Genomic DNA, 13,474 nt, shown 5'->3' on the forward strand with positions numbered 1-13,474 from the left:
GTTAATTTAAAATCAAGAGAAAGACAACTTATTCCTAGTGCTACAATTATTATTCGTCGTTATTTATAAGAAACCCTCGTACTGCTTTTTAAAATAAAGGGCTCTGTATAGTGGATTGATGATTTTCTAATGTTACTAAATGGCAGTTTAGTTTAAGTAAAGTTGTTCACAAACTGGTACGTGTTTTTATTTTTTAAAAATCTGATTCATCAACATCTTCCTAATATCGGACGAATTTTTAATGAAGGCGAGTAGGTTATTTTATTATTTATTATTTAATATTTATTAAGACTTAGCTCACAATTAAGATAGTTGAAGAAAAAAAGCAGCCATTGGCTGTTTTTTATATAGGACCTACTTAATAAACTAATTATAGGACTTAGGTACTTTTTTAATTCTATTAAATAATTTGACAGGGACAGGATGCATTGCATAGAATGAGTGAGTAACTTACTCATTTAGATAATTTAGAGAGGAAAAACTCAAAATGACAAAATCAAACATTTTACCGGATATCTTTTTTCGTAAATATAATCAAAAGAAAAATAAAAATAAATTAAAAATAAATACGGAATATATGATAAATGAAGAAAAGTTTGTAACTATTGGGGGAATTGATCAATGGATTACAATCCGAGGAGAAGATAAAAGTAACCCTGTTATTTTATTAATTCATGGTGGTCCGGCCTCGACTTATACAATTTTTAGCACTTTATTACGACCTTGGGAAAAGTATTTTACTATAGTTCAATGGGATCAGCGAGGCGCTGGAAAAACTTTTAAAAGGAATGGAAAAGATGGTTGTGGTAAAATTACATTTAACCAGTTGGCAGAAGATGGCATTGAATTATCTAGTCTTATTTGTCATGATCTTGAGCAAGATAAAATTATTTTGTTAGGTAGTTCTGTTGGTAGTCTTATAGCTACATTGATGATAAAAGAAAAGCCCGATCTTTACTATGCTTATGTAGGGACTGATCAAAACTGTTATGATCCAGAAAAATTAGCATACCACTTGGCAATTAATGCCTTGAATGATGCAGGGAATACTAGAGAACTTAAGCTAATCAAAAACTTTGGACCCGATCAAACAAAATGGACTCAAAAAGATTTTGATAAAAGAAATCAGATTTTAGTAAAATCTATAAAAAATGTTCCAAATATGATAATGGACCTTATGTTGCCTTCAATGCTTTCATCACCTCAACATAATATAAAAGATATATTCGATATTTTTAGAGGGATGAAATTTTCAGGGGATCAATTGTTTAACGAACTAATGAATTTTAATTATGAACATTTGGGAACAGAATTTTCAATTCCTTTCTTTATTTTTCAAGGAGATCAAGATATTATTACGCCTACAAAAAATGCAGAACGATTTTTGCAAGAAATAGAAGCCCCTTTAAAAGAGTTTGTTTATATAAATAACGCTGGACATTTAGCTTGCTTTGCTAGACCTGAACAGTTTTTACAAGAATTAATAAAAAGAGTAAGACCATTAGCAATTCAATGTACCCAATAATCAATAATTTATGTAAGAAAGTATAAATTGGAGTGAATAAGTTGTTACAAAAGGATAATAATCTACAAACTGATAGAAAGATGCTTATAAAACAATCTGCTTTGAAAATTTTCGCATTGTATGGCTATAAAAATGCAAAAACAAGCGTAATTGCAACTGAAGCAAATGTTAGTGAAGGTTTAATTTTTCGTCACTTTCACTCAAAGGCAGAATTGTTTCTTCAAATTATTGAAGGTTTAATGATTGAGTCTGAAAGTGAGCTAAGTTCACTTCAATTTTTTCCTGGAACTCCTTACCAGCTATTAACATTATTAACTGAAAAAATGTTAGACGAAAATCATAAATACGCATTTATGATAATCCAACAAGCGAGGAAAGACAATGAAGTACCTGAAAAAGTGACAGAATTACTATCAACATACTCTCCAGATTATTTGATTGATTTACTAATACCAATATTTATAAAAGGACAAGAAAGTGGAGAATTTTTAAAAGAAGACCCACGAAAATTATTAGTATGGTATTTCAATGTGATAAATAGTTTAACTATTCAAGATCTAGTCGATAAGAAATTTGGTTTACCAACTACTGAATTTTTGATGAAAATGTTAAAGGTTTAATAGAATTCAGAGACTAAAACAGCTTCTTTTTTAGTTCAAATACCAACAATGTAATTTAACTGAGCCAAAATAAAAAGCGACTCTACAAAATATATGTCGCTTTTTTTCTTATTTTGAGAAGTTTAATGTTCTTCTTATAATTTGTAATTTAACGTTATTTCTTAGGAAATAATGTCGGAAACATCCTAAATAATGGGTAATATTCTTAGATTAAGAAACAAAATGATTAACCTTTTAAAGATGAATGGACTGGCAATGTAATTTCAAAGCTTGTCCCTTCACCTTTTTTACTTTGAACTTTAATTTTCCCACCGTGCTCTTCAACAATCCATTTTGCAATTGATAATCCTAATCCAATTCCATTTTCAGATGTACGTGATGCGTCTTCTTGGAAGAACCGATCAAATATTCGAGGCAGATTTTCCTCGTTTATTCCAACGCCGCTATCTATAACTTTTATTAGAAAATGATTTTTCACTTGTTCACAGCTAATTTCAATCGTGTCATTTTCATTTGTAAATTTCATTGCATTATCGATTAAAATTACAAGCAATTGATGAAGTCTTTCCTGGTCACCAAAATGAAAATACGTTCCTTTAATTGTCAACAATAGTTCTTTATTTTGAAATGATATAATCTCAGTGAAATGGGAAGTGACTTCTTCTAACAATTCGTTTAAAGAAAATACTTTTTTATTTAGTTGTATTTGTCCCGAGTCTGACCTTGCTAACGTTAATAAACTTGCAACTAGTTTAGATAGACGCCTATTTTCTTTTAACATAATTGAAAAATCTTGTGCCTTTTCTTCAATTGAAGCATTAGGCTCTCTAAGTAATAATTCCAAACGTGACTGAATGACTGTTAAAGGTGTCCTTATTTCATGAGAAGCGTCAGAAACGAATTCCTGTTGCTTCTGCCAAGCATTTGTAATCGGTACAAGTGCACGCCCAGCCAAAATATACCCGGCCACAATTGCCAATGCACTTCCTAATACCCAACCAACAATTAATATGATGAGCAACGTATCTAGTAAATCCTTTTCCGAATCTATATTCCGTAATATTTGTAGTGTAATTTTCCCACGATTTGTCTCACCTTGAATTGAAATCGTACGATAATTCATATCACCAATTTTATCATTATATATTTCGTTTATTATTTTAGGATATTTTAGTTCATCTTGTAATACTATTGCATTAATACCTGGCATCGGATTTACTACTTTTTTATTTTCATCCCACATAATCATTAATACTCGGGGATCTCGATTAGAAATTGGTAAACGATTTGGATTATCACTATTTTGAATCCGATTAATATTCCATAAAAGTGATTGATCAACCTCTTTATATAAACGATTATTTGTGTATGAATAAATAATTAAAGAAAGGATTCCAATTAGTAAAATAAATACTACCGAATTTATAATTGTTAATCGAATTTTAGTTTTCTTAAACATTTCTTCACCTAGTCATCTTTCATAATATATCCAATTCCTCTGACAGTTTTTATTATACTACCGTAATTAAAAGGCTCTAGTTTTTTTCGAATTTGGTGAACATATACTTCTACAATCGCAACAGTTGTATCAGAATCAAATCCCCAAACTCGATCAAAAATTTGTTCTTTCATTAAAATTTTCCCTTGATTTTGAATGAAGTATTCTAAAAGCTCATATTGTTTAATTGTTAAATGGATAGTTTCATTATTTACTTCGACCGGGTGTTCTTTTCCTTTTAAAATAATACCTTGATATTTTAATGAACTATCAATTGTTAGTTTACCACTTCTTCTAAGTAGTGCATAAATTCTCGCAAGTAACTCCGGTCCTTGAAATGGTTTGACTAAATAATCATCAGCACCTAAGTTCAATCCCTCAACCCGATCCTCTAGTGAATCTTTTGCTGTCAAAAATAGTACTGGCGTATGAATTCCTTCTTTTCTCAAATCTTTTACGATTTCAAACCCATTTTTTTCTGGTAACATTACATCTAATACAATAACATCATATATATTTTGCATAGCCATGAAGAACCCTTCTTCTCCCTCTAATGCCTTATCTACTTTAAAATCATTTGATAATAATTCAACGATTGAATTTAAAACTTCTTTATGATCTTCTACAGCTAAAATTCTCAAAAACTTTACCTCCATTAGACTAAAAAAGAAGCGTCCCTAAACAATAGCAACGCTCCCTTTAAATTATTCAAAATCGCAAAGCCCGAATCGGTCCAGTCTACTTCTATCATATCACCAAACGTACTTAGTACGATTATTTCTATTAAAAATTTAAAACTTACTATTTAGTAAAAATCGATTGTTTCTCTTACATAAATTTTCATAATTCCAATGACTGATATAAATGCTGCATACATTTGTTTAGCGATTTCTACTTACATGTATATTAACCCATTCAAAATACCGTTATCATATGTGATTTGTAAGGTTGTTTAGTTCTTATCATGAAGTTTTTCCAAAATAGCAAAAATTTTTCACACTTTTTTTTGTATTAGTTCTTATTAATTGCTGCTACCAGATGCTGGTGGTTGTTGATTAAAATAGCCTCCGCCACCGTTTTGTTGAAAGCCTCCTCCGTTACGGAAACCTCTCATCATTTCAGTACGACTATTATTTTTATAGCTTAAATAACCAACTCCTATTAAAGTAAAAACACCAATTACCAAGTTTACTATTAGTAAAATTGAAATAACTTTAGGAGAAAATGAACGATTATTTTTCAAATTGGCTTTTTGATTTTTTTCTACTAAATTTGATTCTAAATTTTCCATATTGATCCCCACTCCTTAGAATTGAATAAGAGAATTATGCAATAGAATCCTTAATTTTTTCTTAATAAAATTACTAATATTTTGAATCTATCCTTTGCAAATAAACTCAATTATATGTTCTTTCTAGAATGGAAAGTCAATATAAAAAAGGTGCCTACTAGCTAGATAGCTAATAGACACCAAAATTTTATAAATTAGTCCAAAAAATAAATCAAAATATAGTTTTTTCATATGAAATTTAAATAATAAATAGTAAATAAATGCTTAAGCTAATTTTACCTTACGAACTACTTGAATTTTGACATGTTTAGGAATATCTCCCTTAATCGTCACCTCACCATTCGATAAAGCGATTTTTGCTCCCCATCCATTTTTAAACTTTTTAATTTTTACTCGAAGTAATCTTATTTCCACCTGACCTAATCCTGATTTGTTTTTTACTTCTAATTCTGGTGTTTTCGCATTACCAATATTATGTAGAAGTAGTTTTACTCTAATCAGAGGTTCTTCAGCGCTTTTTACGATAACGTATGCGTTGCCTTGTTCATCCTCTTTAAATTGGTCGTAAGTTACTGAAAAACCTTTTGTACTTAAGTAAATTTCTCCATCATCATTTACTTTGTAAACTGGTGAAAACATATGTCACTTCTCCTTGCCGTATATTGTTCATATGTAAATAAAGAAAATTTGCCAATTGGCCAGTCTTAGGGCGATGTGAGGGCCGTATGCGTAGTTGCCACTATTACTTTATTTCTAGAACTGGTTACTACGCCGAGTACTCGTCATCGCTCGCCAATTAAAAACTAAAGTTAAATAAAAAATTGACGATGAAATAATTGAGATTATTTTTACGTCAATTCTAACTTTAGTATGGCTTAACCATTAAAAAATGTTCTTTCCAATATTTAATATGTTTAAATTAGACTTTTATTACAATCAGACAGATTATTCTAGTTTATTAAAAATTTATCTAAAATGCAATTTTAAAACTCTGAAACTAATAGCTAATTTTTGGAAATCCCCATTTAATATATATCCATTTTTTTACATAAAAACTTAAATCCAAATCATAGAATTTACCGTATAAATATGCTATTGTTCTAATGAATTATTCAAAAATTTGAAATCGAGTGTTTTATTTACATTTTGTACTAAATTAAGAAATATCAAAAAAAGGAAGAAGGAAAGTAAGTTGATTTACAGTAAACAAGACGTACTACACAATGAATACCAGAGTATTAAAAATGGTGCCGCTTCTACAATTGCCATAAGCTTATCAAACAACTACTTTATTTTGTTTGCAATCGCAATTTTAGGTGCTACAAATTATCAAGTAGGTTTAATTTCTTCCTTACCTTCAATTGTCGGTATGGCCGCAATGCTGCCCGCTGCTTTTATGGTGAACAAGTTAGAGGAAAAAAGAAAATTCACGGCTTATTCAATTTTTTTCACTCGATTCTTTCTATTAATAATGGTTTTTCTACCATTTATTAAATCAGAACATATTTCATGGTTTTTTGTTATATTAATTGCATTAATGAATTTCCCTGGAACCTTTTTAAATTTAAGCTGGCAAGCTTTTATTGGAGACTTAATTCCAGCAGATCGTCGGAACACATTTTTTGGTAATCGCAATAGGATTCTTACCTTTACAGGAATGGTTGTAACACTTGTAGCTGGATTTTGTATGAAATCGATCAGTTCCAAAAGCGCTCTTCCTTATCAATTACTTTTTTTATTTGCATTTGTATTTGGAATGATTGAGTTCTATTATATTTTGAAACATAAAGAGGAGAAGCAAACAATTGAAACTTCTACTCATTACTCTCCATTTTCAAAACATCTTTTTCAGTATAAACCGTATATAACATTTTTAGTTTGTGCACTATTTTTTAACTTCGCATGGCAAATGGCTTGGTCTTTATTTTCGATTTATCAAATAAGATATGCTCATGCTACTGCTTTTTGGATAAGTTTATTTACTGTAAGCAACCAACTTTCTCAAATCGTCAGCTTCCGTTGGTGGGCAAAGATGGCGAATCGATATAGTAATACTCAATTATTAATTTGGATTTCAATAGGAATGGCTTCTGCACCTATTTTAAATATTTTATCTACTAATTATATTTACTTATTTTTTGTAAACTTTACATCGGGATTTTTTGTATCTGGAACTGTTTTAATCTTATTTAATAGCTTATTAGAATCAACAGAAGAAGAACATCGAACTTCTTATATTGCTAATTATAATTTCTTATTATCAATCGTAGCTTTTATCGCCCCGCAAGTCGGCGTATTTTTGCTGGAATCATTTAGTATGAATACTGCAATGATCATGTCAACGATCTTCAGAGGCTTATCTGGAGTTTTATTTGGTGTAATGGCATATAAAATGTCTCATTCAAATCAATTAGACTACAAGCGTGATAAAATTTCATTTTAAGACAATCAGGTAAGAAGGACCAAGGAAAACAAAGTTAAAGTCAAATTTTAACTTTGTTTTCCTGTCCTTTCTATTCACTTCCAATAATATTTATATCCTTACCTTTAGGTTTATTAATATGTACGATCCTGTTCTAGAATTCAACAAGATACTTTTCAAAATAATGGACAAAAAAAGAGCCCGTTTTGGACTCTGATTAATTATTTTCTTTTGGTAAATGCTCAACTTGAATTTCATAGCAAGTCAGTTGTGAACCTAACATAATGCTATTCTCTTTAGACGCCTGTTGCTCAGCACGTTTTGCATGTGCTCCGCGGAATGAATCAGAATTTACCCAGTTATGAAAGTTCTCCATTGACTCCCATGTTGTACTTACTCTAATTTCATCATATTCCTCTACATCCAATGTTTTTAAAACTTGCATTCGCACAAAACCTGGAAATTTATGTATCCCTTTAGAAACTCTAAATCGTTCAATTACTTCGTCAGCATGACCTTTTACAACTTTAATTGTATTCGTTGTCATAATCATTTTAAATCCCCCCTATTTTCATCTGAACGCAATGCAAGTTGATTTCCACACACCAAAAGATAATTTCTTTTTCCGCTCAGCTTTTTACAAAACGTACTTTCTCATATTCATTCGTCTTAATTATATTTCTTTTTGGTGTAAAAAACGGTCGGTTACCGTCACTGTATATTTCTACATCTATTTCAAATATGTCATGAAACATTTCTTTACAAATAACACTTTCCGAATTTCCATCGTATTTGATTTGCCCATTTTTCATTACTATTAACCGATCGCTATAACTAGCAGCTTGGTTAATATCATGAAGAACCATTATGACTGTCATGCCAAATCGCTCATTTAGCATTTGAACTAATTCCATAACTTCCAATTGATGAGCAATATCTAAAAAAGTTGTTGGTTCATCTAATAAAAGTACACTTGGACGTTGTGCTATTGCCATTGCAATCCAGGCTCTTTGTCTTTCTCCACCAGAGAGTGATTGTAAAAATCGAAACTCAAATGACTGTAAGTTGGTAACTTCTAGCGCCCAATCGATGATCTTTTCGTCTTCATCATCTAACTTTTGAAACCAGCCTTTATGTGGATTTCTGCCAAAGGAAACAAGTTCTCTAATTGTTAGATCAAGTTCACTGTTTTGTATTTGTGGTAGCATCGTTAATTTTTTTGCGATTGCCTGCCTACTTAGATTCTTTATTTCATTTCCATCTAATAATACAGTACCCTCATTAGGCTTTAAGAGATTTGAAATAATTCTTAGCATTGTCGACTTACCTGAGCCATTTGGTCCAATTCGACTAACAATTTCTCCTTTAATAACTTCCACATTAATATCTTTTAGTGAAAATGTTTCGGAATGTGCAAAAGAAATATCCTTAGTTAAAAGCACGAGTTTTTCCTCCTTTATTTAAAATGTATAGGAAGAACGGTCCACCTAAGAATGAAAGTAATACACCTACAGGCAATTCAATTGGGTCAAACCAGCTTCGTGCAATTGTGTCTGCAAGTACTAAAAATACTCCCCCACCTAATGCTGATAATGGTAAAACATATCGATAGTCATTTCCAACAATCATTCTCAAAATATGTGGAATAACAAGTCCTATAAAGCCGATTAATCCAGATACACTTACTGCAACACCGGCTAAAAATGTACTAATTACGATTAAAAAGAATCTACTACGCTCTACATTATGACCAAGGATTTTTGCTACTTCATCGCCTAAGTTAAGAATCTTAATATGTTTAATTGCAAAAAGCGATAAGACTAAAGCAGGTACCGCATAAATTGAAACGACCTTTGCTTGGTCCCAAGAAGCTCCTGAAATCCCTCCAGCCATCCATGGCAAAACTGCTTGAACTCGGTCGCTAAATAATAGCATTAATCCGCTCATCGCAGCTCCAATTACAGAATTTACAGCTACTCCTACTAATATAATTCTTGAAGGAGATGATCCTTTTTGCCACGCTAAACTGTATATCAACATGGCTGTTACAAAACCACCTGAAAAAGCAGCGATTGGTAATAACATGATGAATTGAGGGAGAACAATCATAATAATGACTGCCATTAATGCAGCTCCTGAAGATACACCGATTATTCCAGGATCTGCAAGCGGGTTTTTCATCACACCTTGCATGATTGTACCTGAAACTGCCAAACACATCCCAACTACTAATCCTACAATGATTCGTGGTAATCTTAACTCCCAAACAATTGTATGAAACATCTCATCCTTTGAATTAAATAAACCTTCCCAAACCTCATGTAGACTAAGCTTTACGCTTCCAGTAATTGTTGAATAAAGTACAACCAGCACAATCGATATTAATAAAAAGATTAGTGTTGTCACTCGTCTCTTTGTAAACGGATGTACCCTATTTTCTTTAATTGCTATTGGCTCACTCTGTGCTTCAACTACATTAGATTGCCTCTCCATCATATAGTTCCCCCGTATTTTATAAATAGAAAAAGTATAAGGTGATATGATAATAGAATTCATATCACCTATTAATCGATTTAATTATTTGTTTTTCTTAGCTTTAACTTTTAATAATTCTTTGTTCATATAATCTAATGCATTCGTAATTTTCACACCTGGACTAGCTGCAAATAAATCACTAGGTAAGAAAATAACATTTTTCTTTTTAACTGCTTTTAAATTTTTCCATGAACTCGAAGACATTAGCTTAGCCATAGCTGCCTTCGTTTTCTTTTGGTCTGTATGAGTAATCATAAAAATAACATCTGGGTTACTTTTAACAATTCTCTCTGTACTTAAGTTTGCATACCCTGGGAAATCTTTAACTTGTGAGAAACTTGAAGCTATATTTACTCCACCAGTTTTCTTCAATACATCTCCTGAGAATGAACTTGGAAGAGCAACTAAAGAATTCGAACCTGAGCCAAATAAAATAACAGCTCTTACATTTGTTTTACTTTTACTAAATTTTTTTATACGGCTATCAATTTTACCTGTTAATACTTTTGCTTTTTTCCCTTTGTTTAACACTTTCCCAAGTAAAGTAATACTTTTTTTAATATCATTAACTGATGCTCCAGAAGTGATAATAACCTTTACTCCAAGCTTTTCTACTTTTTTAATATTTGCTTTAAATGCAGTAGTCGCAATAACAACGTCAGGTTTTACACTAACAATTTTTTCATAATTTGGTGAATAAATCGTTCCAATTTGAGTAATTTTTTTTAAGCTAGAATCAACTGGTGTAACTGTCGTTGGACGGCCGACAATTTTAGAACCTAATGCTTTAACTGTGCTTAGATCACCAGCACTTAATATCGCTACTCGTGTTGGAGCTTTCTTAAATGTCACTGTTCTTTTTGCAAAATCCTTTACTGTGATCTTTTTTGTTGCTGCCTCAGAAACCGAAGTATTAAATGCTAGTAAACTAAAAGTTACTAAAACCGATAACATGCTTAATAAAAACTTTTTCATAGATAACTCCTCATGTTTAATTATTAATGATTATCATTATCAATTACACCCTTCGAATTGATAATAGTTTACACTGAGAATAGTTGTCAATTAGATTTTTTAATTTTTTTAATCTTTTTCTAATTTGGAATCAATTTATTCTGCTCCCTCTCTGTCATGAAGAAAAATAATAAAAAAAGGTTTCCACCAATCCCCTGGCCTTATATTCCTGTCTCAAATTCTCTACTCTAAGACAAAACATCTATTTGATTACAGATTAATGTGGAAATTCATGTTGAAATTGATAATGATAATTGTTATCATCTAGATTAGCTTATATTCTACATATAATTTTAGAAGCTGAAAACATCTTTCTGGAGGCTATCAATGCAAAAACAACTATCGATCGAAGCAATCAAACAGAAATATATTGAATTTGTTAACGAATCAAAAACTTTTTCCATTAGTACGCTAGATCAAAATGGCAATCCCTTTATTAGTTACGCACCTTTTGTTAAGCATGAGGAAAAACTATATATTTTTATAAGTGCTATTACAGAGCATTATAAATTTATTGAGGAGAATGAATTGATTCATATCATGATGATTGCCGATGACTCTAAATCACCTAATCTGTTTGCAAGAGAACGCGTTCGTTTTCAATGCACGTCTGAAAACATTGGGAATGATAATAAAGAAGAAATTTTTTCCAAGTTCGAGGAAATTCATGGCGCATCAATGATAAAACTACTTCGAGGACTAGCTGATATGTCTTTATTTGAACTTACTCCTATCCATGGGAGATATGTCGTTGGATTTGGATCTGCGTACGACGTCGATCTTTCTGGAAATAAATTTGAACATGTTGTAGTTGATAAAAATAAATAAATAAATAATCACTCTATCCACTTTCACCATAAATCGATTAATTATGTGAAAGTGGTTTTTATTTCTCCACACTCTGAAAACTTTTAAAGAAAACAGAGTCCTAATGACACTTATACATATTATCTAAAAATGAAAACCACTTCGATTTTTTCTCCTCTACCAATTACTATTTTCTTAAAGTATAAAAAAAGTAATTGACATTAGTTCTCAATAGCATATATGATTTTAATGAAAATGATAATCATTATTAATCAAACTTTACACCTTCAACTATTTTTACAAAGTTTTGTATTTTATTTATCATTTTCTGATAGGAGATCTAACGAATGAAAATTAAATCAATTATTAATGTGGCAGCAGTTAGTGCTATTATCGCAAGTACCGTTGTATTAGCTAAACCTACTTCCACTGGCGCAACAGTTTACGTTGGAAAAGTAGTTAACGAATCAAAAGCTCAAATGAAAAAAGCATATAACTCGTATTACATCCCAGTTCAAAGGACTGGTAAATTAGCTAATAAAGCTACTGTTGTAGCTGAATATAACAAAGCAAAAAAACAATATACTTATTCAAAACAAACGATCAATAAATATTCCAAGAAGGCAAAGAAAAAATATTTAACTGACCTTAATAACACATATAAAATGTATATTACGAAACGTGTTGAACCTTATCTAAAAGCAACGACATCTTTAGATAACTCTGTAAAGGTTGAATCTGAACTTCAAACTGCAGTTTTAGATGAAGATTTAGATGCTGTGATCGTTGCACATAGTAAACTAGGAAAATATGTATCATCGAAGCAATTATCTATTTATACTCACGTTTATGAAGCAAAAACGAGAAAAATTTTCATGAATGAGTATAAAGATCAATCTTCTAAGTATAAACAGTTTCGATATGACGTTACAATTTCTAAAAAGTTGGATCAAACTGCTGATCTACTGGAATATGGCAAATTAGCAAAAGCGAATACGATCTTGAAATCTGTTAAGCCTATATTAAATCGCACATCAGCAACATTTAAAGAAGATCTAACAAACGAATATAATGATTTATTAGAAGTATATACTGATGCAATTAAACCTCCTACTGCTGAACTCGATTATATCGACGCAACAAATGGTAAATTAACTCTTGAATTTGATATGGGTGTTTCTTCATTATCTATTAAAGATTTAAAAGTATCAGTAAGTATAAATGGTGGTGCAGAGCAACCAATCTCGCCTACTAGTATCACGCTTAGTGCTGATAAATCAACTGCATTCATTATTGTAGATCAAATTAAAGCTACTTCTACAGTACAAAGTGTAGAATACTCCGTCATATATAAAGGTGATAAAACAACTGCAGATCCATTTGAAGTAAGCGCTGTACAATCTAATTAATCGAAAAAGATAATTTTAAAAGGCCGACCTAAAAGTCAGAGTACCTGATTATAGGCGGCCCTTTTTTAACTTCCGAGATCTATCGGGGGATATTCGTGTGATTTTCTGGTTAGAGCTGATTTTATGATCATCATTTATAAATATTTAGTAGATTTCTTCACTTTTTTAAAAGAAATAGAGCAATTTTATTAATTTCCACTATTGAGTAACTACTTTTTAGCAATAATTAAGCTGGAATACCCTAACCTGTATAGGTAATATCTTATCTAATTTGGGTTTCTAGAGAATTTAATTGCAGTTTCGCTAATTTTATTTGCACTTTTGTTAATTTTAATTGCAGTTTTACTAATTTT

General features: G+C 30.9%; 13 protein-coding genes. 5 read left to right on the forward strand and 8 right to left on the reverse strand.

Annotated elements, in window-relative coordinates:
• Positions 1-487 precede the first annotated feature (487 nt).
• Both CN692_RS16110 and CN692_RS16115 read left to right on the forward strand, forming a co-directional pair.
• Positions 488-1,525 carry an alpha/beta fold hydrolase gene (locus tag CN692_RS16110; protein WP_098120192.1) on the forward strand — a complete coding sequence of 346 codons (1,038 nt, stop codon included), beginning with the start codon at positions 488-490 and terminating at the stop codon, positions 1,523-1,525.
• A 41-nt stretch (positions 1,526-1,566) separates the two neighbouring features.
• The gene (locus tag CN692_RS16115) at positions 1,567-2,145 is read left to right on the forward strand and encodes a TetR/AcrR family transcriptional regulator (RefSeq protein WP_373605042.1); all 579 of its coding nucleotides are present in this window, start codon (positions 1,567-1,569) and stop codon (positions 2,143-2,145) included.
• A 226-nt stretch (positions 2,146-2,371) separates the two neighbouring features.
• Here CN692_RS16115 and CN692_RS16120 read toward each other — a convergent pair whose 3' ends face one another.
• The 4 genes from CN692_RS16120 to CN692_RS16135 form a co-directional block, all read right to left on the reverse strand.
• Positions 2,372-3,604 carry a sensor histidine kinase gene (locus CN692_RS16120; RefSeq protein ID WP_098120194.1) on the reverse strand — a complete coding sequence of 411 codons (1,233 nt, stop codon included), beginning with the start codon at positions 3,602-3,604 and terminating at the stop codon, positions 2,372-2,374.
• Between the two features lie 8 nt (positions 3,605-3,612).
• Positions 3,613-4,284: a response regulator transcription factor gene (locus tag CN692_RS16125; RefSeq protein ID WP_098120195.1), complete on the reverse strand. Its 672-nt coding sequence runs from the start codon at positions 4,282-4,284 to the stop codon at positions 3,613-3,615.
• 380 nt (positions 4,285-4,664) lie between these two features.
• A complete protein-coding gene (locus CN692_RS16130; RefSeq protein WP_098120196.1) occupies positions 4,665-4,934 on the reverse strand; it encodes a hypothetical protein in 270 nt (89 codons plus the stop codon).
• Between the two features lie 264 nt (positions 4,935-5,198).
• The gene (locus CN692_RS16135) at positions 5,199-5,573 is read right to left on the reverse strand and encodes a hypothetical protein (RefSeq protein ID WP_098120197.1); all 375 of its coding nucleotides are present in this window, start codon (positions 5,571-5,573) and stop codon (positions 5,199-5,201) included.
• Positions 5,574-6,126: 553 nt separating this feature from the next.
• On the opposite strand from CN692_RS16135, the gene CN692_RS16140 reads away from it, so the two are divergent.
• Entirely contained in the window at positions 6,127-7,377 is a 1,251-nt protein-coding gene (locus tag CN692_RS16140) for an MFS transporter (RefSeq protein ID WP_179865695.1), read from the forward strand.
• Positions 7,378-7,573: 196 nt separating this feature from the next.
• Here the strand turns inward: CN692_RS16140 and CN692_RS16145 are convergent, their stop codons facing one another.
• From CN692_RS16145 to CN692_RS16160, 4 genes are all read right to left on the reverse strand, one after another.
• Entirely contained in the window at positions 7,574-7,909 is a 336-nt protein-coding gene (locus tag CN692_RS16145) for an antibiotic biosynthesis monooxygenase (RefSeq protein ID WP_098120199.1), read from the reverse strand.
• A gap of 76 nt (positions 7,910-7,985) precedes the next feature.
• The gene (locus tag CN692_RS16150; RefSeq protein WP_098120200.1) at positions 7,986-8,798 is read right to left on the reverse strand and encodes an ABC transporter ATP-binding protein; all 813 of its coding nucleotides are present in this window, start codon (positions 8,796-8,798) and stop codon (positions 7,986-7,988) included.
• A complete protein-coding gene (locus CN692_RS16155; protein ID WP_098120206.1) occupies positions 8,785-9,849 on the reverse strand; it encodes a FecCD family ABC transporter permease in 1,065 nt (354 codons plus the stop codon). The genes CN692_RS16150 and CN692_RS16155 overlap by 14 nt, the downstream gene beginning before the upstream one ends.
• An 84-nt stretch (positions 9,850-9,933) precedes the next feature.
• On the reverse strand, positions 9,934-10,866 hold the full coding sequence (locus CN692_RS16160; protein WP_098120201.1) for an ABC transporter substrate-binding protein: 933 nt from the start codon (positions 10,864-10,866) through the stop codon (positions 9,934-9,936).
• Between the two features lie 366 nt (positions 10,867-11,232).
• Between CN692_RS16160 and CN692_RS16165 the strand changes: the two genes are divergently transcribed.
• Complete coding sequence (locus CN692_RS16165) at positions 11,233-11,733, forward strand: HugZ family pyridoxamine 5'-phosphate oxidase (RefSeq protein WP_098120202.1); 501 nt, start codon at positions 11,233-11,235, stop codon at positions 11,731-11,733.
• Between the two features lie 326 nt (positions 11,734-12,059).
• Positions 12,060-13,121: a Surface layer protein gene (locus tag CN692_RS16170; protein ID WP_098120203.1), complete on the forward strand. Its 1,062-nt coding sequence runs from the start codon at positions 12,060-12,062 to the stop codon at positions 13,119-13,121.
• Positions 13,122-13,474 lie beyond the last annotated feature (353 nt).

It is taken from the genome of Bacillus sp. AFS002410 (genome assembly GCF_002556365.1).
Lineage (GTDB): Bacteria > Bacillota > Bacilli > Bacillales > Bacillaceae_G > Gottfriedia.

Coding starts and splice junctions, on each gene's coding strand:
- CN692_RS16170 (WP_098120203.1), top strand. CDS start 12,060: ATGAAAATTAAATCAATTATTAATGTGGCAGCAGTTAGTGCTATTATC.
- CN692_RS16165 (WP_098120202.1), top strand. CDS start 11,233: ATGCAAAAACAACTATCGATCGAAGCAATCAAACAGAAATATATTGAA.
- CN692_RS16135 (WP_098120197.1), bottom strand. CDS start 5,573: ATGTTTTCACCAGTTTACAAAGTAAATGATGATGGAGAAATTTACTTA.
- CN692_RS16160 (WP_098120201.1), bottom strand. CDS start 10,866: ATGAAAAAGTTTTTATTAAGCATGTTATCGGTTTTAGTAACTTTTAGT.
- CN692_RS16145 (WP_098120199.1), bottom strand. CDS start 7,909: ATGATTATGACAACGAATACAATTAAAGTTGTAAAAGGTCATGCTGAC.
- CN692_RS16155 (WP_098120206.1), bottom strand. CDS start 9,849: ATGGAGAGGCAATCTAATGTAGTTGAAGCACAGAGTGAGCCAATAGCA.
- CN692_RS16110 (WP_098120192.1), top strand. CDS start 488: ATGACAAAATCAAACATTTTACCGGATATCTTTTTTCGTAAATATAAT.
- CN692_RS16130 (WP_098120196.1), bottom strand. CDS start 4,934: ATGGAAAATTTAGAATCAAATTTAGTAGAAAAAAATCAAAAAGCCAAT.
- CN692_RS16120 (WP_098120194.1), bottom strand. CDS start 3,604: ATGTTTAAGAAAACTAAAATTCGATTAACAATTATAAATTCGGTAGTA.